This window comes from Pseudomonas sp. microsymbiont 2 (assembly GCF_054788395.1).
Window position 1 is genome coordinate 4,321,792 of sequence record NZ_CM139112.1, and the last position, 24,654, is coordinate 4,346,445.

26 protein-coding genes are annotated in these 24,654 nt (G+C 65.6%); 9 read left to right on the forward strand and 17 right to left on the reverse strand.

Going from position 1 to position 24,654, the window contains the following annotated elements; translation table 11 throughout:
* The first annotated feature begins 17 nt into the window (after positions 1-17).
* Together ACYUME_RS19405 and ACYUME_RS19410 are read left to right on the forward strand one after the other, a co-directional pair.
* Positions 18-863: an AAA family ATPase gene (locus tag ACYUME_RS19405; protein ID WP_279887309.1), complete on the forward strand. Its 846-nt coding sequence runs from the start codon at positions 18-20 to the stop codon at positions 861-863.
* 13 nt (positions 864-876) lie between these two features.
* The gene (locus ACYUME_RS19410) at positions 877-2,055 is read left to right on the forward strand and encodes a vWA domain-containing protein (protein ID WP_279887311.1); all 1,179 of its coding nucleotides are present in this window, start codon (positions 877-879) and stop codon (positions 2,053-2,055) included.
* A 100-nt stretch (positions 2,056-2,155) separates the two neighbouring features.
* Here ACYUME_RS19410 and ACYUME_RS19415 read toward each other — a convergent pair whose 3' ends face one another.
* Genes ACYUME_RS19415 through ACYUME_RS19430 form a run of 4 tightly spaced genes read right to left on the reverse strand, consistent with a single transcriptional unit; the run spans position 2,156 to position 5,859 of the window.
* Positions 2,156-3,094 carry a 5-oxoprolinase subunit C family protein gene (locus ACYUME_RS19415; RefSeq protein ID WP_460416373.1) on the reverse strand — a complete coding sequence of 313 codons (939 nt, stop codon included), beginning with the start codon at positions 3,092-3,094 and terminating at the stop codon, positions 2,156-2,158.
* Positions 3,091-3,786, reverse strand: coding sequence for a 5-oxoprolinase subunit PxpB (gene pxpB, locus ACYUME_RS19420; protein WP_460416375.1), 696 nt, complete (start codon positions 3,784-3,786; stop codon positions 3,091-3,093). Before pxpB ends, ACYUME_RS19415 begins: the two co-directional genes overlap by 4 nt.
* Positions 3,783-4,562, reverse strand: a complete 780-nt coding sequence (locus ACYUME_RS19425; RefSeq protein ID WP_279887317.1) for a 5-oxoprolinase subunit PxpA — start codon at positions 4,560-4,562, stop codon at positions 3,783-3,785. Before ACYUME_RS19425 ends, pxpB begins: the two co-directional genes overlap by 4 nt.
* A 10-nt stretch (positions 4,563-4,572) precedes the next feature.
* A complete protein-coding gene (locus ACYUME_RS19430) occupies positions 4,573-5,859 on the reverse strand; it encodes an MFS transporter (RefSeq protein WP_279887319.1) in 1,287 nt (428 codons plus the stop codon).
* A gap of 129 nt (positions 5,860-5,988) precedes the next feature.
* On the opposite strand from ACYUME_RS19430, the gene ACYUME_RS19435 reads away from it, so the two are divergent.
* On the forward strand, positions 5,989-6,900 hold the full coding sequence (locus tag ACYUME_RS19435; RefSeq protein ID WP_279887321.1) for a LysR family transcriptional regulator: 912 nt from the start codon (positions 5,989-5,991) through the stop codon (positions 6,898-6,900).
* A 43-nt stretch (positions 6,901-6,943) separates the two neighbouring features.
* On the opposite strand, the gene ACYUME_RS19440 is transcribed toward ACYUME_RS19435, so the two are convergent.
* Genes ACYUME_RS19440 through ACYUME_RS19450 form a run of 3 tightly spaced genes read right to left on the reverse strand, consistent with a single transcriptional unit; the run spans position 6,944 to position 8,772 of the window.
* The gene (locus tag ACYUME_RS19440; RefSeq protein WP_279887323.1) at positions 6,944-7,465 is read right to left on the reverse strand and encodes a DUF2937 family protein; all 522 of its coding nucleotides are present in this window, start codon (positions 7,463-7,465) and stop codon (positions 6,944-6,946) included.
* A 9-nt stretch (positions 7,466-7,474) separates the two neighbouring features.
* On the reverse strand, positions 7,475-8,248 hold the full coding sequence (locus tag ACYUME_RS19445) for a class II glutamine amidotransferase (RefSeq protein WP_460416377.1): 774 nt from the start codon (positions 8,246-8,248) through the stop codon (positions 7,475-7,477).
* Between the two features lie 17 nt (positions 8,249-8,265).
* On the reverse strand, positions 8,266-8,772 hold the full coding sequence (locus tag ACYUME_RS19450; protein WP_460416379.1) for an MFS transporter: 507 nt from the start codon (positions 8,770-8,772) through the stop codon (positions 8,266-8,268).
* A gap of 174 nt (positions 8,773-8,946) precedes the next feature.
* Here ACYUME_RS19450 and ACYUME_RS19455 point away from each other — a divergent pair, with 174 nt between their 5' ends.
* The gene (locus tag ACYUME_RS19455) at positions 8,947-10,998 is read left to right on the forward strand and encodes a S9 family peptidase (protein WP_460416381.1); all 2,052 of its coding nucleotides are present in this window, start codon (positions 8,947-8,949) and stop codon (positions 10,996-10,998) included.
* 132 nt (positions 10,999-11,130) lie between these two features.
* Here the strand turns inward: ACYUME_RS19455 and ACYUME_RS19460 are convergent, their stop codons facing one another.
* Positions 11,131-11,406, reverse strand: coding sequence for a hypothetical protein (locus ACYUME_RS19460; protein WP_460416382.1), 276 nt, complete (start codon positions 11,404-11,406; stop codon positions 11,131-11,133).
* 132 nt (positions 11,407-11,538) lie between these two features.
* Between ACYUME_RS19460 and ACYUME_RS19465 the strand changes: the two genes are divergently transcribed.
* The gene (locus tag ACYUME_RS19465; RefSeq protein ID WP_023632486.1) at positions 11,539-11,904 is read left to right on the forward strand and encodes a YajD family HNH nuclease; all 366 of its coding nucleotides are present in this window, start codon (positions 11,539-11,541) and stop codon (positions 11,902-11,904) included.
* 71 nt (positions 11,905-11,975) lie between these two features.
* Complete coding sequence (locus tag ACYUME_RS19470) at positions 11,976-12,446, forward strand: RNA methyltransferase (RefSeq protein ID WP_028693028.1); 471 nt, start codon at positions 11,976-11,978, stop codon at positions 12,444-12,446.
* Between the two features lie 138 nt (positions 12,447-12,584).
* Here the strand turns inward: ACYUME_RS19470 and ACYUME_RS19475 are convergent, their stop codons facing one another.
* Both ACYUME_RS19475 and ACYUME_RS19480 read right to left on the reverse strand, forming a co-directional pair.
* Positions 12,585-13,793 (reverse strand): hypothetical protein, encoded by a 1,209-nt coding sequence (locus tag ACYUME_RS19475; protein ID WP_460416384.1) that lies wholly within the window; start codon positions 13,791-13,793, stop codon positions 12,585-12,587.
* 26 nt (positions 13,794-13,819) lie between these two features.
* Complete coding sequence (locus ACYUME_RS19480; RefSeq protein WP_279886543.1) at positions 13,820-14,269, reverse strand: YcgN family cysteine cluster protein; 450 nt, start codon at positions 14,267-14,269, stop codon at positions 13,820-13,822.
* A gap of 145 nt (positions 14,270-14,414) precedes the next feature.
* Here ACYUME_RS19480 and ACYUME_RS19485 point away from each other — a divergent pair, with 145 nt between their 5' ends.
* On the forward strand, positions 14,415-15,008 hold the full coding sequence (locus ACYUME_RS19485; protein WP_279886541.1) for a nitroreductase family protein: 594 nt from the start codon (positions 14,415-14,417) through the stop codon (positions 15,006-15,008).
* Positions 15,009-15,072: 64 nt separating this feature from the next.
* Here the strand turns inward: ACYUME_RS19485 and ACYUME_RS19490 are convergent, their stop codons facing one another.
* From ACYUME_RS19490 to ACYUME_RS19510, 5 genes are all read right to left on the reverse strand, one after another.
* Positions 15,073-16,005, reverse strand: coding sequence for a D-2-hydroxyacid dehydrogenase (locus tag ACYUME_RS19490; protein WP_460416386.1), 933 nt, complete (start codon positions 16,003-16,005; stop codon positions 15,073-15,075).
* A 76-nt stretch (positions 16,006-16,081) separates the two neighbouring features.
* On the reverse strand, positions 16,082-16,375 hold the full coding sequence (locus ACYUME_RS19495) for a YcgL domain-containing protein (protein WP_279886535.1): 294 nt from the start codon (positions 16,373-16,375) through the stop codon (positions 16,082-16,084).
* Positions 16,372-17,505, reverse strand: a complete 1,134-nt coding sequence (rnd, locus tag ACYUME_RS19500; protein ID WP_279886530.1) for a ribonuclease D — start codon at positions 17,503-17,505, stop codon at positions 16,372-16,374. Before rnd ends, ACYUME_RS19495 begins: the two co-directional genes overlap by 4 nt.
* Positions 17,506-17,598: 93 nt before the next feature.
* On the reverse strand, positions 17,599-19,236 hold the full coding sequence (locus ACYUME_RS19505) for a phosphoethanolamine transferase (RefSeq protein WP_460416389.1): 1,638 nt from the start codon (positions 19,234-19,236) through the stop codon (positions 17,599-17,601).
* Between the two features lie 164 nt (positions 19,237-19,400).
* A complete protein-coding gene (locus ACYUME_RS19510; protein ID WP_460416391.1) occupies positions 19,401-19,766 on the reverse strand; it encodes a 5-carboxymethyl-2-hydroxymuconate Delta-isomerase in 366 nt (121 codons plus the stop codon).
* A gap of 117 nt (positions 19,767-19,883) precedes the next feature.
* Between ACYUME_RS19510 and ACYUME_RS19515 the strand changes: the two genes are divergently transcribed.
* Positions 19,884-20,120, forward strand: a complete 237-nt coding sequence (locus ACYUME_RS19515) for a YdcH family protein (RefSeq protein ID WP_460416393.1) — start codon at positions 19,884-19,886, stop codon at positions 20,118-20,120.
* Positions 20,121-20,225: 105 nt separating this feature from the next.
* Here the strand turns inward: ACYUME_RS19515 and ACYUME_RS19520 are convergent, their stop codons facing one another.
* Positions 20,226-21,401 (reverse strand): trans-sulfuration enzyme family protein, encoded by a 1,176-nt coding sequence (locus ACYUME_RS19520; protein WP_460416395.1) that lies wholly within the window; start codon positions 21,399-21,401, stop codon positions 20,226-20,228.
* A gap of 152 nt (positions 21,402-21,553) precedes the next feature.
* Here ACYUME_RS19520 and ACYUME_RS19525 point away from each other — a divergent pair, with 152 nt between their 5' ends.
* Positions 21,554-22,012, forward strand: coding sequence for an Lrp/AsnC family transcriptional regulator (locus tag ACYUME_RS19525; RefSeq protein ID WP_279886520.1), 459 nt, complete (start codon positions 21,554-21,556; stop codon positions 22,010-22,012).
* 125 nt (positions 22,013-22,137) lie between these two features.
* Here ACYUME_RS19525 and ACYUME_RS19530 read toward each other — a convergent pair whose 3' ends face one another.
* Positions 22,138-24,468, reverse strand: a complete 2,331-nt coding sequence (locus tag ACYUME_RS19530) for an FdhF/YdeP family oxidoreductase (RefSeq protein ID WP_460416397.1) — start codon at positions 24,466-24,468, stop codon at positions 22,138-22,140.
* Positions 24,469-24,654 lie beyond the last annotated feature (186 nt).

Below are 24,654 nucleotides of genomic sequence, written 5' to 3' on the forward strand. Positions count from 1 at the left end.
GTGCAGAGGATCGGTTCATGAAGTTCGAAGGCACCCGCGACTACGTCGCCACAGACGACCTGAAGCTGGCGGTCAACGCGGCCATCACCCTGGAGCGCCCGCTGCTGGTCAAGGGCGAACCGGGCACCGGCAAGACCATGCTCGCCGAGCAGTTGGCCGCCTCCTTCGGCGCCCGCCTGATCACCTGGCACATCAAGTCCACCACCAAGGCCCACCAGGGCCTGTACGAGTACGACGCGGTCAGCCGCCTGCGCGACTCGCAGCTGGGCGTGGACAAGGTCCACGACGTGCGCAACTACCTGAAGAAGGGCAAGCTGTGGGAGGCCTTCGAGGCCGACGAGCGGGTGATCCTGCTGATCGACGAGATCGACAAGGCCGACATCGAGTTCCCCAACGACCTGTTGCAGGAACTCGACAAGATGGAGTTCTACGTCTACGAGATCGACGAGACCATCAAGGCGAAACAGCGCCCGATCATCATCATCACCTCCAACAACGAAAAGGAGCTGCCGGATGCCTTCCTGCGTCGCTGCTTCTTCCACTACATCGCCTTCCCCGACCGCCAGACGCTGCAACAGATCGTCGACGTGCATTACCCGAACATCAGCCAGTCGCTGGTCAGCGAGGCGCTGGACGTGTTCTTCGACGTGCGCAAGGTGCCGGGCCTGAAGAAGAAGCCCTCTACCTCAGAACTGGTCGACTGGCTCAAGCTGCTGATGGCCGACAACATCGGCGAGGCCGTGCTGCGCGAACGCGACCCGACCAAGGCCATCCCGCCGCTGGCCGGGGCCCTGGTCAAGAACGAGCAGGACGTGCAGCTGCTCGAGCGCCTGGCCTTCATGAGCCGGCGCGGCAACCGCTGACAGGAGCCGGGCCATGCTGCTCAACCTGTTCAATGAAATGCGCGCGGCCAAGGTGCCGGTGTCGGTGCGCGAGCTGCTCGATCTGCACCATGCCCTGCAGAAGGGCGTGGTATTCGCCGACATGGACGCGTTCTACTACCTGGCCCGCGCCATCCTGGTGAAGGACGAACGCCACTTCGACAAGTTCGACCGCGCGTTCGCCGCCTATTTCAAGGGGCTGGAAAACCTCGACCGACATATCGAGGCACTGATCCCCGACGAATGGCTGCGCAAGGAGTTCGAGCGTTCGCTCAGCGATGAGGAGCGGGCGCAGATCCAGTCCCTGGGCGGCCTGGACAAGCTGATCGAGGAATTCAAGAAACGCCTGGAAGAACAGAAGGAACGCCACGCCGGCGGCAACAAGTGGATCGGCACCGGTGGCACCAGCCCGTTCGGCTCGGGCGGTTTCAACCCCGAGGGCATCCGCGTCGGCGAGGCCGGCAAACGCCAGGGCAAGGCGGTGAAGGTCTGGGACCAGCGCGAGTACAAGAACCTCGACGACCAGGTCGAGCTGGGCACGCGCAACATCAAGCTGGCCCTGCGCCGCCTGCGCAAGTTCGCCCGCGAGGGCGCCGCCGAGGAGCTGGACATCGATGGCACCATCGACCATACCGCCCGCGACGCAGGCCTCTTGAACATCCAGATGCGCCCCGAGCGGCGCAACACGGTGAAGCTGCTGTTGCTGTTCGACATCGGCGGTTCGATGGACGCCCATGTGAAGGTGTGCGAGGAGCTGTTCTCGGCCTGCAAGACCGAGTTCAAGCACCTGGAGTACTACTACTTCCACAACTTCATCTACGAGTCGGTGTGGAAGAACAACTTGCGTCGTACCTCAGAGCGCTTCTCCACCTTCGACCTGCTGCACAAGTACGGCGACGACTACAAGGTGGTGTTCGTCGGCGACGCGGCCATGGCGCCCTACGAGATCACCCAGCCCGGCGGCAGCGTCGAGCACTGGAACGAAGAAGCTGGGTATGTGTGGATGCAGCGCTTCATGGAGAAGTTCAGGAAGATCATCTGGATCAACCCGTACCCGAAACAGGCCTGGGACTACACCGCCTCGACCCACCTGGTGCGCGACCTGATCGAGGACAGGATGTTTCCACTGACCTTGCAGGGGCTGGAAGACGGGATGCGCTACCTGTCCAAGTGATGCTTTTTCAGGGCCGGCCCTATCGCGGGGCAAGCCCGCTCCCACGCCACACCTCTGGCCTTCGTGGGGGCGGGCCTGCCCCGCGACAGGGCCGAAGCCTTCATGCCCATCGTTTCAGGTAAGCCTGCTGCTCGCGCCACGTCTGATCCTGCACCACCGCCCGAAACCGCACCGCGGCCCCTGGCATGCACTGCGCCAATTGCGCCAACGCCAATGGCGTCAACGCCCCCAGTCGTGGATAACCGCCAATGGTCTGCCGGTCATTGAGCAACACGATCGGCTGCCCATCCGGCGGCACCTGAACGGCACCGAGCGGGATCCCCTCGGAGATCATCGGTGCGCCCTGGTAGGCCAGTTGTGGCCCGAGCAGGCGAATACCCATGCGGTCGGCACGACTGTCCAGCGTCCAGTCACGATTGAACGCCTCGAACAGGCTGGTGCCGCCGAAGTCAGCGATCTGCGCGCCCATCACCAGATCCAATACCGGTTTCTCGGCATACACCGGCCTCAGCGCTTCGGGCACGTGGGAGCGTCGGTTCGACGCCCCGACTTGCCCCGCGATGGCTCCGGCAGCATGCAGCACCTCCCCTTTCACCAACGCCCGCCCCTGGCCGTCTATCCCGCCCAGCTCTTCCCGCACCACCGTGGCACAACTTCCCAGCACCGACTCGCCCACGAACCCGCCTGGCACCGCCAGATAAGCACGTACCCCTTGGCGAGGCTGACGCAGCGTCAGGCGCTGGTCCTTGCCCAGGTTGAAGCAGGTCCAGGGCGCCACGGCCTGCCCGTCGACCTGCGCATCCAGGTCGGCCCCGCCCAGCGCCAGCACGCAATCCTGCTCGGCAACCACGCTAAAGCCGCCAAGCGCAACCTCCACCACCGCGCTGTCCAGGGCATTGCCCAGCAGCCAATTGGCCCAGCGCATGGCCACCCAGTCCAGCGCGCCGCCCTGGGTCACGCCCAGGTGCCTGACGCCGAAGCGCCCGGCATCCTGCAACAGGCACAGCGGCGTGCTGGCTTCGATTCTCAAGCGGCTCATGCCTGGGCCTCCAACGGGCTGTCGTCACCGCCCAGACTGATGAATTCTGCGTGACCGACGGCCACGAAGCGCACGCGATCTCCTGGCTGCAACAGGCTGTAGCCGTCGCGCTCGCGGTCGAACAGACGCACCGGCGTGCGGCCGATAAGGTTCCAGCCGCCCGGCGATACCGCCGGATACGCGGCGGTCTGGCGCTCGGCAATGCCGACGCTGCCCGCCGCCACGCGCTTGCGCGGGGTACTCAGGCGTGGCGTCGCCAGACGCTCGTCGACCAGCCCCATGAAACCGAAACCGGGCGCGAAGCCCAGGGCGAAGACCGGATAGTCGCGCCCACTGTGCAAGCTGACCACCTCGGCCTCGCTCAACCCGCTGCGCGCCGCCAGTAGCGGCAGCTCCGGGCCGACACTGGCGTGATACCAGACCGGAATCTCGTGCCGCCGCCCGGCATTGCCGGCATCCGGCCGCAAGCCCTCGAAGGCCTGCAGGATGCGCTGGCGCGCCTCGCCCGGCGCGAGGTCGAACTGCACCATCAGCGTGGTGTAGGACGGCACCAGGTCGACCAGGCTGTCACCGAACACCGCCCGCAGGCGCTGGCTGGCGGCGAGGATCCACGGCATGTTGCCTTCGTCGATGGCGTCGAACAGGCGCACCATAAGACTGTCGATGGCCACGACCTCGATACGTGGCGTCATGCTTGCTCCAATGCATCGAGGGCCTGGCGGATCTGGCGCACGGCGGCCACCGAGCCGTCGTTGTCACCGTGCACGCACAAGGTACTGGCGTTCAGCCGCACCTCGCTGCCGTCGTCGGCCACCAGCGCCTCGCCCTTGGCCAGGCGCAGGGCCTGCTCGACCACCAGCGCCGGATCGTGATGCACCGCGTTGGGCAAACGGCGCGACATCAGGTGCCCGCTGGCGGTGTAGCCACGGTCGGCGAAAGCCTCGAACCACAGCGGCACGCCAATCTCGTCACCCAGCGCCTGGGCAGCACTGTCGTCGGCGGTGGCCATGAGCATCAACGGCAGGTCGGCGTCGAAGGCCGCCACGGCCTCGAGCACGGTACGCAGGATGTCCGGGTTGGCCATCATGTCGTTGTACAGCGCGCCATGGGGCTTGACGTAGGCGACGCGGCCGCCGAGCACCTTGCAGATGCCATCCAGGGCGCCGATCTGGTAATGCAGCAGGTCACGGATCTCTTCGCTGCTGCAGGCCATGGAACGACGACCAAAACCCATCAGGTCCGGATAGGCCGGATGCGCGCCGATGGCCACCCGGTGCTCCAGCGCCAAGGCCACGGTACGGCGCATGGTGCCTGGATCGCCGGCGTGGTAGCCACAGGCGATGTTGGCACAGTCGATGAAAGGCATGACCTTGGCATCCTGGCCCATGCGCCAGTTGCCGAAGCTCTCGCCCATGTCGCAATTGAGTAGCAGGCGTTTCACCTGGCGAACCTCCGTCTCGATGTTCATGCTGCCTACCTTAGCGCGCCTGGAGCTGTTTGCCGCGTGTTTCCGGCAGGCTCAGGGCCGCCAGGATCACCACGCCATAGGACACCGCGGCGAACGCGCCGATGCCCAGCCCCAGCGGTATCTTTTCGCCCAGCAGGCCGATCAGCAGCGGGAACAGCGCCGCGACGACCTTGCCGATGTTGTAGCAGAAGCCCTGGCCCGAACCACGGATGCGGGTGGGGAACAGCTCGGTGAGGAACGACCCCATGCCGCTGAAGATGCCCGAGGCGAAGAAGCCCAGCGGGAAGCCCAGCCACAGCATCACGCCATCGCTGACCGGCATCTGCGTGTAGAGCAGGACGATGACGAACGAACCCACGGCGAACAGGATGAAGTTCTTGCGCCGCCCCAGCAGGTCGCAGAGGTAGGCGCTGACCACATAGCCGATGTAGGAGCCGACGATCACCATGGCCAGGTAGCCACCGGTGCCGAGCACACTGAGGCCGCGCTCGTTCTTGAGGAAGGTCGGCAGCCACGAGGTGATGGCGTAGTAGCCGCCCAGGGCGCCGGTGGTCAGCAGCGAGGCACGAATCGTGGTCCAGAGCATGCCGGGGGCGAAGATCTCGTAGAAGTGCGACGGCGCCTCGGGTTGCTCCTGCGCCTTGGCTTGGCGATAGACCTCCGGGTCCTTGACCAGGCGGCGCACGAAGATGACGAAGATCGCCGGCAGCAGGCCCAGCAGGAACAGCGCGCGCCAGGCCTGCTCGGCCGGCAGCCAGGAGAACAGCAGGGCATAGAGGATCGCCGTCAGACCCCAGCCGATGGCCCAGCCCGACTGCACCATGCCCACGGCCTTGCCACGGTCCTGGGCGCGGATCACCTCGCCGATGAGGACCGCGCCGGCGGTCCATTCGCCGCCGAAACCGAAGCCCATCAAGGTCCGTGCGATCAGCAACTGCTCGTAGCTCTGGGCGAAGCCGCAGAGGAAGGTGAAGAACGCGAACCACAGCACCGTCAGCTGCAAGGTGCGCACCCGACCGATACGGTCGGAGAGAATACCGGCGATCCAGCCGCCCAGGGCCGAGGCGATCAAGGTGCTGGTATGGATCAGCCCGGCCTCGGCGGTGGAAATGCCCCAGATCAGGATCAGGGTGGGGATGACGAAGCTCAGCATCTGGGTGTCCATGCCGTCCAGGCCGTAGCCGATCTTGCAGCTCCAGAAGGTGCGTCGTTGCTGGGAATCGATGTCGCGGTACCAGGCGAAGGGACCGCTCGAGGATCGAGCGGGGGCCTGCTGCTGCACGCCGGTCGGGTTCATGGTTGCCTCGGCTTGTTGGTATTGTTTTACGGGCGACGTCGGGCGTCGCGGCCTGTGCGTCATGTTCAGAGGCCGCGCACCGTGCGTCCAACGAGAAAAACCTCCGGTCTGGAACAAGAAAAACTGATCATGAACCTTCGCTTTCTCGAAACCTTCGTCTGGGTCGCCCGGCTCAAGAGCTTCCGCCTCACCGCCGAGAAGCTGTTCACCACCCAGGCCTCGGTCTCCAGCCGTATCGCCGCGCTGGAGGCCGATCTGGGGGTGAAACTGCTGCTGCGCGACTCGCGCGGTGTCAGCCTGACACCAGAGGGCAGCAAGGTGCTGGAGTACGCCGAGCGCATGCTCGAGACCGCCAAGGCCATGAAACGGTCGCTGGACAGCGACAGGGCCAAGACCGGGCGCATTCGCCTGGGGGTGATGGACACCGTCATCCACACCTGGATGAGCGCGCTGGTGGCGGAGCTGGGCGAGCGCTACCCGCAGGTGGAAATCGAGCTGGTAGCCGATACCGCGCTGAACCTGCGCGAACAGCTGCACAAGGGCTTTCTCGACGTGATCCTGCAGACCGACCTGTTGCGCGAACCCTCGATCCGCAGCCACGACCTGGCGCGCTATCCCATGGGCTGGATCGTCGCAGCCGGCTCGCCACACCACCGCGACTATGCGTCGCTGGCGGAACTGGCACGCGAGCGAATCGTCACCTTCTCGAAGAACTCGCGCCCGCACCAGGAAGTGCTCAGCCTGCTGCAGGCCGCCGGGGTCGAAGCGCCGCGCCTGAACTGCGTGAACTCGGTGGCGGCGATCACCCGGCTGCTGCGCGACGGCTTCGGCATCGGCGCGCTGCCGCCGGCGCTGGTGGATGGCGAGTTGGGTCGAGGCGAACTGGTGCTGCTCGAAGGCCTGCAACCGCCACCGAGCCTGGAACTGGTGGTGGCCTGGCAGACCGGGGTGACATTGGTGGACGAGGTGGTGGAGGTTTGCCGCCAGGTGCTGGAGCGCTATGCGCGGGATGTGGGCGGGCAGCGGATCGTATTGGTCTGACCAGCCTCAGGGGCAATAGCGGCCCTCTCGCGGACAGACGGCGTCAGCGCCAGCTCTCTTTCACCGCCTTGCGCCGCCCACCGAGAATCACCCAGCCAATCACCAGCAACAGGCTCTCGACCACGAACGCCAGCACGAAACCGGCGCCGATCCCCCAGCCGATCGCCTCGGGAACCAGCAGGATCTGATAGCTGTAGCCCTTGAGCGTCTCCTCGCGCAGGGCCGGCTCCGGCTGCACCAGCACATGCCAGGTGCGGCTGACCCACGAGCCTTGCAGGGCCTGCCATTCATGCTCGAGCAACTGATTGCGGATCAGCAGGCTCTCGATGCTGTTGGCATCGCTGTTGAACACCGGGTCGTCGCTGGTACGGTAGTGGCGTACCAACGCCTGCAGATCACCGTTGAAAAAGCGTTGCGCGGTCTGGCGGAAGCCGTCGAGCGCCTGGCGCGACTCGAGCAGGTGCGCCTCGACCCGCTGGCCGTAGTCCTTGACCAGCCCCGGCACCTGGATACCCGCCAACAGGCCGCAGGTGAACAACAGCAACCGCAGGTAACTTCTGAACATGCCGCGTCCTTAGCTTTGCCCGTGGGCGACGCATTCACCGTGGCGCCACAGCGCCCATTGACCCGGCTCGTAGCGGTTCCAGGTCTCGTTCTCGGTCAGGGCCTCGGTGGCGATCACCGTGACCACGTCGTTGGGCGTGGTTTGCGTGTGGAAGTCGACGATCAGGTCGACGTCCTTCAACCGTGCCGCGCCGAACGGCGCACGACGGGTGATGTGCACCAGTTTGGTCGAGCAGAAGCAGAACAGCCAGTCGCCGTCGCTGAGCAGGCAGTTGAACACGCCCTTGCCGCGGTAACCGCTGCAGGCCTCGACCAGCACCGGCAGCAACTGTTGCGCCTCGACCGGCTCCGGGAACGCTTCGCGCACACGGTTGAGCAGGTCGCAGAAGGCCGCCTCGCTGTCGGTGTCGCCGATCGGACGATAGAACGTGCGCTGGCCACTGAAGTCACCCAGCTGGCCGTTGTGCGCGAAGCACCAGTTGCGGCCCCACAGCTCGCGCACGAACGGGTGGGTGTTGGACAGGCAGACCTTGCCGACATTGGCCTGGCGGATATGGCCGATGACCACTTCGCTCTTGATCGGGTAGCGCTGCACCAGGTTGGCCACCTCCGACTCGCTGCTCGCCGCCGGGTCCTGGAACAGGCGCAGGCCGCGCCCCTCGTAGAAACCGATGCCCCAGCCATCGCGGTGCGGGCCGGTCCGTCCACCGCGCTGCATCAGGCCGGTGAAGCTGAAGACGATATCGGTGGGGACGTTGGCGCTCATGCCCAGCAGTTCGCACATGCTCGCGGCTCCTGGGCTTACAGACGAGGTTCGACGCGACCCTGACCGGGGTCGGCACGGCGCGCGGAAGTGGGCTGCGGGTCGTCGCGGTAGCGGTCCTGGCGGTGGGCGGCCAGCGGCGCCTCGACCAGCGCCTCGTCCTCCCGCGCCTCACGCTGGGCAGCCGCCTCACGTTGCTCACGGCGCTCACGGGCACGCTTTTCCAACGGCCAGCGGATCAGCACGAAGACGATGTACAGGGCAAAGGCGATCATGCCGTACATGGCAAGATCCGAAGCGGCCCGCCAGGCGTTGTTGCCGACCTTGAAGGCCACGTCCAGCGCGGTGATGGCGATGGCCGGCGCGAAACTTTCCTTGACCGGATCGACGATGGTCGGCGCGAACAGCAGCACGGCGAGGATCACCCGCAAAGGCTCGCGCAGCCAGCGCCACATCCAGCCGGTCAGCTTGAAACCCACCAGCAGGCAGCCCAGGGCGGCAACGGCGTACAGGCCCCAGGCCAGCGTATAGTCGTGTTCGGTCATGGTGTTCGTGCAAGCCAGGCAAAGAGACGCCTATGATAAACACTTTTAAGCGCATAGGCGCCCCCTGGGACCTCATCGCGGGACAAGCCCGCTCCCACGCCATCTGATCCAGCTCAGCGTGGGAGCGGGCTTGCCCCGCGACTGGGCCTTGAACGCCACCGAAAAGAGACCGCCATGCCCGTCACTTCCTCCCTGATTGCCGCCCCCATCGCCCACCAGGCCGAAGGCGCCGACCCCTACGCCTGGCTGCAGCAGCGCGACACCCCCGAGGTGCTGGCCTACCTGGCCGAGGAAAACGCCTACCAGGAAGCCTGCCTGGCCGACCAGGCGCCACTGCGTGAACAGCTGTTCGAGGAAATCAAGTCGCGCATCCTCGAAACCGACCTGTCGCTGCCCTCCCCCTGGGGTCCGTACCTCTACTACACCCGCACCACCGCCGGCGACGAGTACCCGCGCCACTACCGCTGCCCACGCCCAAGTGACGACAGCAACACGGTCGATGAAAGCCGCGAGCAACTGCTGCTCGACCCCAACGCCCTGGCAGGCGGCGGCTTCCTGTCCCTCGGCGCGTTCAACGTCAGCCCCGATCACCGCCTGCTGGCCTACAGCCTCGACACCAGTGGCGACGAGATCTACACCCTGTACGTCAAAGACCTGGACAGTGGCGCGCTGACCACCCTGCCTTTCGACGACTGCGACGGCAGCATGACCTGGGCCAACGACAGCCAGACACTGTTCTTCGCCGAACTGGACGACACCCATCGCCCCTGGCGCCTGTGCCGTCATACCCTCGGCCAGGCCGGTGCCGCCACGGTGTTCGAGGAAGCCGACGGGCGCTTCTTCCTGCACTGCTACCGCGCCAGCTCGGAGCGCCAGCTGGTGCTGCTGCTCAACAGCAAGACCACCAGCGAGGCCTGGGTCCTCGATGCCGCCACGCCACAGGCCGATTTCGCCTGCCTGGCGCCGCGCGTCGAGGGCCACGAGTACTACCCCGACCACGGCACGCTCGACGGCCAGTGGCGCTGGTTCATCCGCAGCAACCAGGACGGCATCAACTTCGCCCTGTTCCAGGCGCCGGCGGACAACGTGCCGAGCCGCGGGCAATGGCAGGTACTGGTGCCGCACCGCGACGACGTCATGCTCGAAGGCGTGAGCCTCAACGCCTCGGCGCTGTCCCTGAGCCTGCGCGAAGGCGGCCTGCCGATCATCGAAGTACACCCCCAGGGGCTGCCGGCCTATCGCGTCGAACTGCCGGACGCCGCCTACAGCCTCTATGTGCAGGACAGCCTGGAGTTCGCCAGCCCGCGTATCCGCTTGCGCTACGAAGCCCTCAACCGTCCTGCCCAGGTACGCCAGCTGGAACTGGCCACGGGTGAGCAGCAGGTGCTCAAGCAGACCCCGGTGCTCGGCGCGTTCGACGCCGACGACTACGTCAGCCAGCGCCTGTGGGCGGTGGCCAAGGATGGCACGCGGGTGCCGATCAGCCTGGTGCGCCGCCGCGTCGACGAAGGCAAGAACGTGCCGCTCTACCTCTACGGCTACGGCGCCTACGGCGAGAGCCTCGACCCATGGTTCTCCCACGCCCGCCTGAGCCTGCTGGAGCGCGGCGTGGCCTTCGCCATCGCCCATGTGCGTGGCGGCGGCGAGCTGGGCGAGGCCTGGTACCGGGCCGGCAAGCAGGAGCACAAGCACAACAGCTTCGACGACTTCATCGCCTGCGCCGAGCACCTGATCGCCAAAGGCGTGACCACCCGCGATCACCTGGCCATCAGCGGTGGCAGCGCCGGTGGCCTGCTGATGGGCGCGGTGCTCAACCTGCGCCCCGAGCTGTTCCGCTGCGCCATCGCCGAAGTGCCGTTCGTCGATGTGCTCAACACCATGCTCGACCCCGAGCTGCCGCTGACCGTCACCGAGTACGACGAATGGGGCAACCCCGAGGAGCCCGAGGTGTATGAGCGGATCAAGGCCTACGCCCCCTACGAGAACGTCACGGCCCAGGCCTACCCGGCAATGCTGGTGGTCGCCGGCTACAACGACAGCCGCGTGCAGTACTGGGAAGCGGCCAAGTGGGTAGCGCGCCTGCGTACCCGCAAGACCGACGACAACCTGCTGCTGCTCAAGACCGAGATGGGCGCCGGCCACGGCGGCATGAGCGGGCGCTACCAGGGGCTGCGCGACGTGGCGCTGGAGTATGCGTTCGTCTTCAACGAACTGGGCGTGGCGTAAGACCCGCCTGCCCGCGAATGCGTCACCAGGCATGACCACAACTGCCTGATCTGGCGCTTTCGCGGGTAAACCCGCTCCCACAGCGACCGCACTGACCTCAAGTCATTCGCCATGCCTGTGGGGGCAGCGGGCCTAGTCGGTCTTGCTCGGCGTTTTCGGCGGATCCTGGCTCAGTCCCGGCAGGGGCTGGTCCTTGGGCGGCCCCGGAACGGGCATCGGCGGCAACAACGGCGCGCCGGGCCGGTTGACGCCGGCCTTGGGCGGCGTGCTGGGCGTGACCTGTGGATAAGGCGTCGGGGTCGGCGTTCCCGGCGCGCCCGGAGCGGGCGTGAGCGGGCGCTGCTGGCCCGTGGCCTCGGCCACGGGCAGCGCGCCGATCAGCAGTGCGGCAAGGATCGCATGCAACATCTGCAGCCTCCTGTCAGAAACCTTGCTACAGACTACGCCGAACGGCGCACTTTCGCCTGTCCGCCCGCCCCACAGGCGCGCTAGACTCGATGACATAACCGTCATTGCCCTGATCAGAAAAAAGGTAACACCATGAGCTCCACCTCCGACGCCACCGCCCGTCTCGACCGCATCCTCGCCGACGCCAAGCGCGACAAGGAAATGGGCTATCGCGACAAGGCGCTGAAGATGTACCCCCACGTCTGTGGCCGCTGTACCCGTGAATTTTCCGGCAAGCGCCTGTCCGAGCTGACCGTGCACCACCGTGACCACAATCACGACAACAACCCCCAGGACGGCTCCAACTGGGAACTGCTGTGCCTGTACTGCCACGACAACGAGCACGCCCGCTACACCGACCAGCAGTATTTCAGCGAAGGCTCGCTGAGCACGCCGAAAGTGGCCGTGGCCACCCACAACCCGTTCGCCGGCCTGGCCGCATTGATGAAGAAGGACTGAACGTCGTTTCGCGCCCCCGCGCCATCGCCAAGCCCGTATAATCGCGCTCTTTTTGCAAAGGGCCCCGACACGTGGCTAACAAACGGTACAGCTGCATCGGCCTGTTCAACCCAAAATCGGCCGAGAACGTCGGCTCGGTGATGCGCGCGGCAGGCTGCTACGGCGTCAATTCGGTGTTCTACACCGGCAAGCGCTATGAGCGCGCCCGCGATTTCGTCACCGATACCAAGCGGGTGCACTACGACATCCCGCTGATCGGCATCGATGACCTGCAGCGCATCATTCCCCTGGGCTGCACACCGGTGGCCGTGGAGCTGGTGGAAGGCGCAAGGCCGCTACCCGAATACACCCACCCGGACCGGGCGATCTACATCTTCGGGCCCGAGGATGGTTCGTTGAGCGAAGACGTGCGGGGCTGGTGCGAAGAGACGATCTACATCCCGACCGAGGGCTGCATGAACCTGGCGGCGACGGTGAACGTGGTGCTGTACGACCGCATGGCCAAGGGCCTGAATACCCGTTCGGGGCCGAAGTTCAAGTAAGCGGGCCAGGCCCTTTCGCGGGTAAACCCGCTCCCACAGGCTGGACTGTCCCCAACGAAGTTGGACCCCCATCCAACCCTTGGGAGCAGTCCGGGTTCAGCGAAGCCTCTGTGGGAGCGGGTTTACCCGCGAAGAAGCCTAGCGCAGCACCTTGCTCTGCAGCACCTCGGACTGACGCCCCAGCACGTTCTCGCTGATCTGCACGAACTCCTCGGTGCTGACGCTCGACAGGCGCATCAGCGCCCGGGCGACATCGTCCAGCGAACGCTTGTCGTGGTTGTGCAGGCGGATCTCGCGGTCCAGCGCCTGGAGCAGCAGCACGCCACGGGCCACCTGCGCGGTATCGGCCTTGGCCCCCTTGAGGTGAGTCACCTTGGCCGCCAGCTTGTGCTGGCGGGCCTGCAACGCCTCGTAGCGGTCATCGCTCATGCCGCCGGCGCGGCGCAGCAACTCGGTGGCGTAATAGTCAGCCAGGCTCTCGCCCAGCCAGTCGCTGCCATCACGGTCGTTGATCTGGGCGAACAACTGGACCAGCTCGCGCAGCACCGGGCTGCTGCCGTTCTCGCTGACCAGCGGCCGCGTACTGTGCAGGTACAGCGAGTTGTTGCCAGGCAGCACGCCCCGCCACATCTCGTCACGGGCACCGACCAGCAGCAGCTTGGGCGGGTTGCGCGGGAACACCGCCTGCAATTGCGGCCAGACGAAGGTCAGCAGGGTCAGCGTGTCCATGCGTCGCATGCCCTGCCCTTGCGGCGCGGCGACGGTCACCTCGGTGTCGCCCAGGCGCGCCCGACGGCTGCCCAGGTTGCCGGCGAGCATCCAACCGGTGGGGCGGTCGAACAGACGCGACACATCGTCGATGCGAAATTTCTGCCGGCCAATGCGTGGCCAGGCGGTTTCGACACTTTTCCAGCCCGCCGGCAGGTCGAAGCTCAGCCGCGAGACCAGCTCGGTGCCATCCTGCTGGTCGAGGCGCGCCGGTGGCACCAGCTGGTCGCCACGAAACAGCGCCCAGTGCGGCGTGATGCGCGATTCGTGGGCGGCGCCACGGGGTTGCTGGTCGAGCCGTACGCGGTAACTGAGGCTGGTCTTGCCCGCGGCCGGGTGCCAGACGCCGCGCCCGTCGCGAACCTGCCACTGGCCATCGGCGAGAAAGTCGCTGTAGGCGCCCCCCTTGCCCAGGTCGAAATCCAGGCTGCGCACCGCAGCGCCGTCGGCCAGGGTCAAACGCACCTCGGCCTGTGCGCTCTGCGGCAGCAGGCGCACCTGGTAATCGAGGTCGACTTTCTTCGCCAGTACCTGCGAGCTGAGCAGCAGGCCGACAAGCAACAACAGCGGGCGACGCATAGCGAAACTCCTTGTTCCTCGAGAACTCAACCCGCGCGGAAGATGAGGTGGTCTTCCCAATCGTCTTCATCCACGTCGTTTTCACTGAGCATGCGCCCGGAGCGGGAGATGCGCTGCTCATGCACCTGCTGGCGATCACCGCTGACCAGGTGGTGCCAGGCGGGCAGGTCCTGCCCTTCGCTGACCAGGCGATAGCCGCAGGTGGGCGGCAGCCACTTGAACTGGTCGGCCTTGCCCGGGGTGAGCTGGATGCAGTCGGGGACGTGGGCGAAACGATTGGGGTAATCGCTGCACTGGCAGGTCTGCAGATCCAGCAACTTGCAGGCGATGCTCGTGTAATAGACGCTGTTGTCCTCTTCGTCCTCGAGTTTCTGCAGGCAGCACAGGCCGCAGCCGTCACAGAGCGATTCCCACTCCTTGTCATCGAGCTGGTCGAGGGTCTTGCGCCGCCAGAAGGGCGCGGTATCGGCGATCATCACACGGTTTCCTGCAGTCAACATCAATCCGCGGCGCGCGGCGGCGCCAGTCTAGAGGCAGTCCGACGGCAACGCCAGACCGCTTGTCAGTGGCAGGCGGACGCAGTAGCGTGCGCTCTTTACCCCCGCCCTTGCAGGAGCAGCCATGAGCGCCACCCCACGCATCGCCGACTATGCCATCAACGAGCAGTTCATCAATCGCTGGTCGCCCCGTGCCTTCACCGCCGAGCCGATCAGCCAGGACACCCTGCTGAGCTTCCTCGAGGCCGCGCGCTGGGCGCCGTCGGCCTACAACTCGCAGCCGTGGCGCTTCCTCTATGCACGCCGCGACACGCCGAACTGGGAGCGCTACCTGGGCATCCTCAACGAGTTCAACCGCAGCTGGGCGCAGCAGGCTTCGGCCTTGGTGCTGATCATCTCCAAGACCACCTTCGCCGCACCGGGCTCCGATGAGGAAAAGCCTGCGCTGTGGCACACCTTCGATACCGGCTCGGCCTGGGGCCACCTGGCGCTGCAGGCCAGCATCAGCGGCTGGCACAGCCATGGCATGGCCGGTTTCGACCAGGACCTGGCACGCCGCGAGCTGAAGATCCCCGAGGGCTACGCGCTGCACGCCATGGTGGCGATCGGCAAGCTGGGCGACAAGGCGACCCTGGCCGAGGGCCTGCAGGCCCGCGAAGTGCCGAGCCCACGCCGGCCGCTGAGCGAGCTGGCTGCCGAAGGCGAGTTCAGCCTGTAAGCCTTTCGCGGCCCGTACCGGCCTCTTCGCGGGCAAACCCGCGAAGAGGCCGGTACAGGTCGACTCAATAACCGCGAGTGAAATCCACCTCGCCCCGCAGCCCCTGCCCCGCCGCGTACGCCCGCACATTTTCGACGAACAACCGCACCATCGCCACCGGCGAGGTCGGCGCCGAACTGTGCCCGGTCAGCAGCAACCCCCAGGCGGTCCAGAACGGGTGGCGCTGAGGCAGCGGTTCCTGACGGCAGACATCGATCACCGCGCCGGCCAGGTGGCCCTGCTTGAGCGCCTCGACCAGGTCGCCATCGACCACCGCCACGCCACGTCCGGCGTTGATGAACAGGGCGTTGGGCTGGAAGCACTTGAACAGCGCCGCATCGTACAGCTCGTGGGTGGCCGGCGTGTCGGGCAGCAGGTTGAGCACGTAGTCGGCCTGGCCGACCAGGCGCGGCAGCTGGTCGAGCCCGGCCACCTCGACGAACGGCGCCTGCTCGCGGGCGCCGCTGGCCACGCCATACAGCGTGACGCCGAACGGCACGAGGAACTCGGCCACGCGCTGGCCGATATCGCCGGTGCCGACGATCAGCACCCGGCGCCCTTCCAGGGTGCGGCCCGGACGGTCGTCCCAGCGCCGCTCGACCTGGCTGACCAGACGCGACAGCACATCGCGCTCATGGACGAGCATGTAGGTGAGCATGTACTCGGCCATCACCTGGCCAAAGATGCCCACGGCGCGGGTCAGGCGGTAGTCGCGCGGCAAGCCATCGGCCAGCAGCGGCGTGATCCCGGCCCAGGTCGACTGTATCCAGCGCGGCTGGTGGCCCTGGCGCAGCAGGCTGGCCAGCAGGTCCGGCTGGCCCAGCCATACCGGGCAGTCGGGCGCAAGGCGCGCCAGTTCGGCGGAGTCGCCACTGGTCAGGACCTCCAGGTCCGGCGCCGCCTCGCCCAGCAGGCGAGCGTAGTTGGCATGATCCTGTTCAGCGATCAGAACGCGCATGTGACACACAACCTTGGCAAACAACGAAAGCGGCCCGCCAGGCGGGCCACAGGAACTAAAGAAGACCGTGCCTGGATCAGGCCGGGTCGTTGCGGCGCAGCAGCTCTTCGGGCAAGTGCTCGATGTACTCGTCTTCCGGCGGCGGCATCTGCAGGTGGTAGCCCTGGCTGTCGAGGTTCTCCAGCACCTTGGCGATATCTTCACGGGCCAGCTTGCGCTCGGGGCTGAGCACCAGGTCGAAGGCATGCACGGGGGTGCCGAAGAACGGCAGCAGTGCCTCCGGTACGCGCTCCAGGCCCTCGGCCTTGAGCACGTAGAGGTACATCTCGTTCTTGCGCGGGCTCTTGTAGATCGAACAGATACGTTTCATCGGGAATCTCCGGCACCGGCCAGGTCGTCCAGCAGGGCCTGGCCCATGCGCTCGCGGCGCCAGCCACGCAGGGCATCGGGCAGTTGATAGGGGCCGTCGGGGTAGCCGCTCTTGAGCAGCGCTTCGAGGGCTTTCTTGCGCAGCATCAGTTCCGGCGCGATGCCCAGCCGCTCGCCTTCGGCCTGGCCGATGGCGCGCAGGCGCTTGAGGATGCCGGAGGCTTCGATCGGCAGCGGCTCGGGCAGTGGCTCGGGCCATTGCTCCGCGGGCAGGCTGGCGGCGCGCTTGATCAGCTGGATCAACTGCTCACCGTCCTGGCGGATGGTACGCGGGTGCATCTCGTCGATTTTCGCCAGCGCCGACGGGCTGTCGGGCTGACTCTTGGCCATGGGCCACAGCGAATGTTCCTTGAGGATGCGATTGCGCGGCACATCGCGGCTGCGGGCCTCGCGCTCGCGCCAGGCGCACAGTTCGCGCAGCACCGCCAGTTGCTGGCGACCGAGCTTCCAGGCCAGCTTGACGTCGCGGTACAGGGTTTCGGGCTCGACCTCGCGGCGCAGCGCGGCGACCAGCTCGGCACCGTCCTCCAGTACCCAGGCGTACTTGTCATCGGACAGGCGCGGGCGCAGGGCGTCGAACAGCTCGGCCAGATGCACGGCATCTTCGGCGGCGTAGCTCACCTGGGTGTCCGACAACGGGCGCTGCAACCAGTCGGAGCGGGTCTCGCCCTTGGGCAGTTCGAGCCCCAGCACTTCCTGCACCAGGCGCGAATAGCCCATCGAGAAGCCGATGTTCAGGTAGCCGGCGGCCAGCTGCGTGTCGAACAGCGGCTGGGGCAGCTTGCCGGTCAGGCGCAGCAGCACTTCCAGGTCTTCGCTGCAGGCGTGCAGCACCTTGACCACGCCGCTGTCGTCGAGCAGCTCGGCCAGCGGCTGCCAGTCGCGGATCAGCAACGGATCGATCAGGTAGGCGCATTGGCCGACGCCGACCTGAATCAGGCCGGCCTTGGGGTAGAAGGTGTCGACCCGCATGAATTCGGTGTCGAGCGCCACGAAGGGCTGTTCGCGCCAGCTTTGGCAGTGTTCGGCCAGGGTCTGGTCGTCACGGATCCAGTGAATTTCGATGGCCACGAGGCTCTCCCACTAACATTGGCGCGCAGTATATACGGCGCGGCCCCTGGGGGTGAAACCTCGCGCCATCCGTGGTGCCGTGCGATCGCCCGCTCAGCGCTCCGCCGCCAGCCATGGCCGGCAGCCGGCGAACATGTCCAGCGACTGTTGGTAGACCCCGGTGCGCACCTGCAGCAGGCCGAGCATCGAGTGGAACAGGTTGTCCTGGGACAGCGGCGCGTCGCGCAGCTTGCCCAGGCAATCGGTGTCCAGGGCGAAGTCCTGGCGGTAGCTGTCGGAGAACCAGGCCAGCAACGGCACATGCTTCTGCTGGTCCGGCGCCATCATGTAGGGCGTGCCGTGCAGGAACAGGTTGTATTCACCCAGCGACTCGCCATGGTCGGAAAGATAGATCATCGCGGTGTCGACCTTGTCCTGCCTGCTGCGCAGGGTATCGATCAGCGACGCCAGCACCTTGTCGGTGTAGACCAGGGTGTTGTCGTAGCCGTTGACGATCTCCTGCTCGCTGCACTGGTTCAGGGCATTGCTGCGGCACACCGGGGTGAACGGCTCGCTACCCGCCGGGTAGCGCTTGAAATATTCGGGGCCGTGGCTGCCCATCTGGTGCAGAACCAGCACAGTGTCCTTGTCGAGGTTGTCGAGCAGCTCACCCAGGCCTTGCAACAGGACTTCGTCGTGGCATTCGCCGCTCGCGCACAGCGCCGGGTCCTTGAGGTTGCTGACATCGACGAACTGCACACGGTCGCAGGTGCCCTTGCAACCGGATTGGTTGTCGCGCCATTGCACGGCCAGGCCCGCGCGCTGGAGGATGTCGAGCAACCCTTCGCGGTTCTTGGCCACGCTGGCGTCATAGTCCTTGCGCGGCATGCCGGAGAACATGCAAGGCACCGATACCGCGGTCTCGGTGCCGCAGGAGTGCACATCGCTGAACGCCAGCAGGCCCTGTTCCTTCGCCAGGCGGGGTGTAGTGTCGCGGCCATAGCCGAGCACGCCGAAGTTGTCTGCCCGCGCACTTTCGCCGACCACCAGCACCGTCAGCGACTTGCGCTCATGGTGCTGCCAGGCGGCATCGCGCCGTGCATCTTCGCCGTACTGCTGGAACGGTCTGGCGGCCGTGCCGATCTGTTCGCGAACATAGCCGAACGAGGCACCGACGATGTTGCTCGGAGTGAGCATCAGGCGCAATTCATGGTGATTGCGAAACAGCGAGGACAAACCCTGGTAGTTGACCAGCGCCACCGAGCCCAGCGCCGCGACGCACGCACCGCCGACCACCAGTTTGCCCAGCACTTCGCGGTACCACGGGCGATAGGCGATCGTCGCCTTCCACACCAGCAGCGAAGGCAGCACGCCCAGCAGCAGGATATACAGGACAAACTTCACGGAGAGCAGGTCGCGCACTTCCGCGATATTGGTTTCGGCGACATTGCGAAACATGCCGGCATCAATAAGCACGCCATATTGATTCATGAAGTAGGCCACTGCCGCGCCGCTCATGAACAAGATAATCAATATCGGTTTCAATACATAACGAAACGCCAGCAGCGTAAGTACCAGATTAAAGGCGAATAACATCAGCACGGCGAACGCCAGACTCAGCCATAGTCCCACCATGCCGGGCGGCACGATGGACTCCAGGTGCTCCCAGAGCAGTGCGTTGAAACCAATCAGCAGGTAAAGGCTGGCCAGCAACGTGACCCATTCGGTCCGCAGGGATTTTAATTTGAGCATGGCGTTCGCAGTAAGAGTTCATCAGCGGCCAACACGCCCGGACGGGCAGGTTGGGAAGTTGGCCGAACTCTAGAAATCCTAGCATCAATTTTTTGTGAAAAAGACGCCAACAATTGGTCGGTCGGCATCTTTCATCGATTAAACAACTTTCATTCAGCTGCCATTCAGCCAGGCAGGCGAAGTTTGGCGTACGGCTCGCGCTCGATGTCCAGCACCTCCACGCACAGCTGGATATCCAGGCCGGGCTGGGGCGCGATGGCATCGCGCAGCACTTCGAGCAGGCTGTCTGACAGTTGCTGCTTCACTTGCGCCGTACGACCACTGAGGATCGCCAGGCGCACATGGGCGAAGGCACGCTCGCCCGGGGCGGTACCGACCCGGTATTGACCGAAGGCCTGGGCACGGCTCTTGATGTCCAGTTCTTCGGCGAACTGGCCGCTGCCGACCAGGGCGTGATTCAGCCGCAGCAGCAGTACGTCGACATTGAGCTCGCGCAGGTTGTCGCTGTATTCCAGGTTCAGGTGGGGCATGGCGCAGGTTCCATTCACGCAAGGAGGTGCGACAGCCTAACCCAGTCCCGCATTGCGGCAAAGGCGACTATCCTCATGGTTCAGGCCCGTTTGCCAACCCCTGAGAGAGGTGAAGAAATGCCCGTTCCGCATGATTTGCTCGCTGACCTGCACGTGACCGCCGACCAGTTCCAGGCCCTCATCGACAAGAACCAGGACCTGCACAAGCTGCACAAGGAATACAACGCCAAGGACAAGGAGGTGGTGGCCGCCGAAGGCAACGCCACCAACGACGACACCGTCAACCTGCTGCGCAAGGAACGGCTGCTGATCAAGGACAAGATCGAACGGATCGTCCATCCGCCCAAACCCTGATTCTCCTCACTGACGCCATCGCGGGGCAAGCCCGCTCCCACGCAGAATGTGCAAATGTGCGATTGGCGTGGGAGCGGGCTTGCCCCGCGATGGCGTCGGCAACCATTACGCAGAAGCCTTCAGCGCCGTCTCCAGGTCCTCGATCAGGTCCCGGTAATCCTCGATCCCGATCGACAACCGCACCAGGTTCTCGCTGATCCCCATCACGCCTTTCTGCTCCGGGCTGAGCGAGTTGTGCGACATGCTCCAGGAGTGGTTGATCATGCTCTCCACCCCGCCCAGCGAGTCGGCCAGGACGAAGATCGACAACGCCTCGACCAGACGGTTGACCGCCGCTCGGTCACCCTTGATGCGCAGCGCCACCACCGCGCCACCCGTGCGCATCTGACGCTTGCACAGTTCATGCTGCGGGTGGCTTTCCAGCCCTGGGTAATAGACCTGCTCGACCTGCGGATGCTGTTCGAGGAACTGCGCCACGCGCAGGGCATTGGCGCTCTGGCGCTCCATGCGCACGTCCAGGGTCTTGAGCCCGCGCAGCGCCAGGTAGCAGTCGAACGGTCCCTGGATCGCGCCCACGGCCATGCTGATCTTGCGCAAACGCCCCAGCAGCTCGTGATTGGCCGCCACCACCACGCCGCCGGTGAGGTCGGAGTGACCGCCGATGTACTTGCTCGCCGAGTGCATCACCAGGTCCACGCCGAGGGTGATCGGTTGCTGGTTCCACGGCGAGCAGAAGGTGTTGTCGATGCAGGTCATCACACCCCTGGCCCGGGCCAGGTCGCAGACCGCCTTGATGTCCACCAGGTGCAGCAGTGGGTTGGTCGGCGACTCGATCCAGATCAGCTGGGTCTCGGGACGGATCGCCGCGGCCACGGCCTCGATGTCGTTGAGGTCGACATAGGTGGTGGTCAGGCCCGAGGTGCGTCCACGGTAGTCTTCCAGCAGGCGGAAGGTGCCGCCGTAGACGCCGTTCATCACCACTACATGGGCGTCCTTGGACAGCAGTTCGAGCACCGTGGCGGTGGCGCTGACGCCCGAGGCGCAGGCGACCGCGCCGACGCCCTCCTCCAGTGCGGCCACGCAGGTTTCGTAGGCGTGCCTGGTCGGGTTGCTGACACGGCTGTAGGCGTATTCGGGGTTGTCGTCCAGGCCGCGCTTGATGAACGAGCTGGAAGTGACAATGGCCGGGAAGATGGCATTGTCTGCGACGCTGGACTGCTCACCGGCGTGGATGGTGCGGGTGGCGAAATTGCGCGGTTTGTCGGACATGGTCGGGTCCATTGACTGAGGATGGAAAAGCGCAACTATCTCATATCCGCCAGGGGCCGGCGCCCCCGGAACGTTACTTTCGTCAAACCCACAGCAATGGTTTCAACGTTCGCTCCGAGCCGCTATTCTCGGGAAAATTTTTCTGATTCGGGTCATTCGGCGATATGGACAGTTTCGACCAGCACATCCTCACCCTGCTCCAGCGCGACGCGTCCATGTCCCTGAAGGACCTGGCCGAGGCGGTCAACCTGTCCACCACCCCTTGCTGGAAGCGGGTCAAGCGCCTGGAGGAGGAAGGTTACATTCGCGGCCGCGTCGCCCTGCTCGACCCCGAGCGCCTGGGGCTAGGCCTGACGGTGTTCGTCCAGCTCAAGACCCAGCGCCACGACAGCGCGTGGCTGGCGCAGTTCGCCGCCACGGTGACGGCGTTCGAGGAAGTGATGGAGGTGTATCGCATGTCCGGCGACTGGGACTACATGCTGCGGGTGGTGGTGGGTGACATCGCCGCCTACGACCGCTTCTACAAGAAGCTGATCACCAGCACCGACGGGCTGTCCAACATCACCTCCAGCTTCGCCATGGAGCAGATGAAGTACACCACGGCGTACCCGGTGCGTCGCTAAGACCGGGCGGAGGCGGTGGCGTGGGAGCGGGCTTGCCCCGCGATGGCGTCGGCAGGTCCGCTGGAGTAGACATGGACGGGGATGTCGCGGGGCAAGCCCGCTCCCACGCTGGCACCAACACCCTGTCAGTCGGTTGTGATTGTCGCCTCGATCCGATTCCCGCCCTTGGCCTTCTCCAGCCTGATCGCCACGAACTTCGAGGTCGGCGTATAGGTCCCCTCGCCATAGCTCTCCAGCGGCACCAGCGGATTGGTCTCCGGGTAGTAAGCCGCCGCCTGCCCTTGCGGCACGTCATAGGGCACCAGGCGGAACCCCGACACGCGCCGCTCGCGCCCGTCCTCCCACAGCGACACCAGGTCCACGTGCTCGCCCGGCTCGAAGCCCAGGCGGCGGATGTCGGCCTCGTTGACGAACACCACCTCGCGCAGGCCGAACACGCCCCGGTAGCGGTCATCCAGCCCGTACAGGGTGGTGTTGTACTGATCGTGGGAACGCAGGGTCTGCAGGATCAGGTCCGGTTTGTCGCCGCGCGCCAGCACCTGGGCGTTGACCAGTTGCTCGGGCAGCGGGCTCGGGGTGAAGCATGCCTTGCCGGTGGCCGTGCGGAAGTTGCGATCCGCGGCGTTGTTGCCCAGGTGGAAGCCGCCGGGATGCTGCAGGCGCGCGTTGAAATCGGCGAAGCCCGGGATCACGTCGGCGATCATGTCGCGGGTGTGACCATAGTCGGCGATCGCGTAGTCCCAGTCGATCGGCTTGCTACCCAGGGTGGCCTTGGCCATGCCGGCGACGATGGCCGGCTCCGAACGCAGGTGCGGCGAGCGCGGCCGCAACTGGCCATGGGAGATGTGCACCATGCTGAAGGTGTCTTCCACGGTGACACCCTGCGGCCCGTCGGCCTGGATGTCGATCTCGGTACGCCCCAGGCAGGGCAGGATCAGCGCCTGCTTGCCATGCACCAGGTGGCTGCGGTTGAGCTTGGTGCTGATCTGCACGGTCAGCTCGCAGTTGCGCAGCGCCGCGTGGGTGCGCGGGGTGTCCGGGGTGGCCTGGGCGAAGTTGCCGCCCAGGGCGATGAACACCTTGGCCCGGCCCTCCTCCATGGCCTGGATCGCCAGCACGGCGTTGTGGCCATGCTCGCGCGGCACCTTGAACTGGAAGCGTTTTTCGATGGCATCGAGCAGCACCGCCTTGGGCTTCTCGTCGATGCCCATGGTGCGGTCGCCCTGCACGTTGCTGTGGCCGCGTACCGGCGACAGGCCGGCGCCCGGCTTGCCGACGTTGCCGCGCAGCAGCTGCAGGTTGACGATCTCCTGCACGGTCGGCACCGAATGGCGATGCTGGGTCACGCCCATGGCCCAGCACATGATCACCCGTTCGGCCTTGCGGTACATGCGCGCGGCCAACTCGATCTCGGCCTTGCTCAGGCCGGACTGCTCGACGATGTGTTCCCAGGACGTGGCGTCCACCATGGCCAGGTAAGCCTCGATCCCGCTGGTGTGCTCGGCGATGAAGGCATGGTCGAACACCGCCGGCAGGCCATTGGCCTGGGCTTCGCGCTCCCACTGCAGGAGGAACTTGGCGATGCCGCGCATGGCCGCCATGTCGCCGCCCAGGGCCGGGCGGAAGTAGGCGGTGTTGGTCGGCTCGGAACCGTTGCTGAGCATCTCGAACGGGTGCTGCGGGTGCTGGAAGCGCTCCAGGCCGCGCTCCTTGAGCGGGTTGAAGCACACCACCTGGGCCCCGCGCCTGACCGCCTCGCGCAGCGGTTCGAGCATGCGCGGGTGGTTGGTGCCGGGGTTCTGGCCGATGACGAAGATCGCGTCGGCCAGCTCCAGGTCATGGAACACCACCGTGCCCTTGCCCACGCCGAGGGTTTCGGCCATGCCCACGCCACTGGCTTCGTGGCACATGTTCGAGCAGTCGGGGAAGTTGTTGGTGCCATAGGCACGCACGAACAGCTGGTAGAGGAACGCCGCCTCGTTGCTGGCCCGGCCCGAGGTGTAGAACTCGGCCTGGTTCGGCGATTCGAGGCTGTTCAGGTGCCGGGCGACCAGGGCGAAGGCTTCGTCCCAGCTGGTCTCGACATAGCGGTCGGTGGCCGCGTCGTAGCGCATCGGGTGGGTGATGCGGCCCTGGTATTCGAGCCAGTAGTCGGTCTGCTCGAGCAGTGCGCTGACGCTGTAGCGCTCGAAGAACGCCGGATCCACCGAGCGACCGGTGGCTTCCCAGTTGACCGCCTTGGCGCCGTTCTCGCAGAACTTGACCATGTCGCTTTCCGGCGACTCGCCCCAGGCACAGCCGGGACAGTCGAAGCCGCCGTTCTGGTTGGTCTTGAGCATGGCCCGCAGGTTCTTGAAGGCGTTCTCGCTGCCCAGCCAGCTCTTGGTCACGCTCTTGAGCGCGCCCCAGCCGGCGGCCGGCCCCTTGTAGTCCCTGATGTGTTCGTCCTGGCTCATGCTCTGTGTTTCCCGCGCGATGTTTTTTTCAGACTAAGAAGCACGCCTGCATGCGTCCAATCGATATGAGTGAAAGCGTGATAAACGATCTCGATCACGCGATACAGGCCTCGCCAGCCGTGGCCTGCAGCACTGATAGAGGAGACTGATCGAACGGTCGGGGAAAGCAATTTGACGGCGTTGGAC

Bases quoted from the DNA above. Each gene is read 5' to 3' on its own strand.
- ACYUME_RS19520 (WP_460416395.1), bottom strand. From the start codon at position 21,401: ATGGACCCGACCATGTCCGACAAACCGCGCAATTTCGCCACCCGCACC.
- ACYUME_RS19405 (WP_279887309.1), top strand. From the start codon at position 18: ATGAAGTTCGAAGGCACCCGCGACTACGTCGCCACAGACGACCTGAAG.
- ACYUME_RS19510 (WP_460416391.1), bottom strand. From the start codon at position 19,766: ATGCCCCACCTGAACCTGGAATACAGCGACAACCTGCGCGAGCTCAAT.
- ACYUME_RS19465 (WP_023632486.1), top strand. From the start codon at position 11,539: ATGAGCTCCACCTCCGACGCCACCGCCCGTCTCGACCGCATCCTCGCC.
- ACYUME_RS19505 (WP_460416389.1), bottom strand. From the start codon at position 19,236: ATGCTCAAATTAAAATCCCTGCGGACCGAATGGGTCACGTTGCTGGCC.
- ACYUME_RS19525 (WP_279886520.1), top strand. From the start codon at position 21,554: ATGGACAGTTTCGACCAGCACATCCTCACCCTGCTCCAGCGCGACGCG.
- ACYUME_RS19410 (WP_279887311.1), top strand. From the start codon at position 877: ATGCTGCTCAACCTGTTCAATGAAATGCGCGCGGCCAAGGTGCCGGTG.
- ACYUME_RS19515 (WP_460416393.1), top strand. From the start codon at position 19,884: ATGCCCGTTCCGCATGATTTGCTCGCTGACCTGCACGTGACCGCCGAC.
- ACYUME_RS19430 (WP_279887319.1), bottom strand. From the start codon at position 5,859: ATGAACCCGACCGGCGTGCAGCAGCAGGCCCCCGCTCGATCCTCGAGC.
- ACYUME_RS19415 (WP_460416373.1), bottom strand. From the start codon at position 3,094: ATGAGCCGCTTGAGAATCGAAGCCAGCACGCCGCTGTGCCTGTTGCAG.
- ACYUME_RS19435 (WP_279887321.1), top strand. From the start codon at position 5,989: ATGAACCTTCGCTTTCTCGAAACCTTCGTCTGGGTCGCCCGGCTCAAG.
- ACYUME_RS19495 (WP_279886535.1), bottom strand. From the start codon at position 16,375: ATGAAACGTATCTGTTCGATCTACAAGAGCCCGCGCAAGAACGAGATG.
- ACYUME_RS19425 (WP_279887317.1), bottom strand. From the start codon at position 4,562: ATGAACATCGAGACGGAGGTTCGCCAGGTGAAACGCCTGCTACTCAAT.
- ACYUME_RS19530 (WP_460416397.1), bottom strand. From the start codon at position 24,468: ATGAGCCAGGACGAACACATCAGGGACTACAAGGGGCCGGCCGCCGGC.
- ACYUME_RS19445 (WP_460416377.1), bottom strand. From the start codon at position 8,248: ATGTGCGAACTGCTGGGCATGAGCGCCAACGTCCCCACCGATATCGTC.
- pxpB (WP_460416375.1), bottom strand. From the start codon at position 3,786: ATGACGCCACGTATCGAGGTCGTGGCCATCGACAGTCTTATGGTGCGC.
- ACYUME_RS19460 (WP_460416382.1), bottom strand. From the start codon at position 11,406: ATGTTGCATGCGATCCTTGCCGCACTGCTGATCGGCGCGCTGCCCGTG.
- ACYUME_RS19475 (WP_460416384.1), bottom strand. From the start codon at position 13,793: ATGCGTCGCCCGCTGTTGTTGCTTGTCGGCCTGCTGCTCAGCTCGCAG.
- ACYUME_RS19490 (WP_460416386.1), bottom strand. From the start codon at position 16,005: ATGCGCGTTCTGATCGCTGAACAGGATCATGCCAACTACGCTCGCCTG.
- ACYUME_RS19480 (WP_279886543.1), bottom strand. From the start codon at position 14,269: ATGATCGCCGATACCGCGCCCTTCTGGCGGCGCAAGACCCTCGACCAG.
- ACYUME_RS19485 (WP_279886541.1), top strand. From the start codon at position 14,415: ATGAGCGCCACCCCACGCATCGCCGACTATGCCATCAACGAGCAGTTC.
- ACYUME_RS19450 (WP_460416379.1), bottom strand. From the start codon at position 8,772: ATGACCGAACACGACTATACGCTGGCCTGGGGCCTGTACGCCGTTGCC.
- ACYUME_RS19440 (WP_279887323.1), bottom strand. From the start codon at position 7,465: ATGTTCAGAAGTTACCTGCGGTTGCTGTTGTTCACCTGCGGCCTGTTG.
- ACYUME_RS19455 (WP_460416381.1), top strand. From the start codon at position 8,947: ATGCCCGTCACTTCCTCCCTGATTGCCGCCCCCATCGCCCACCAGGCC.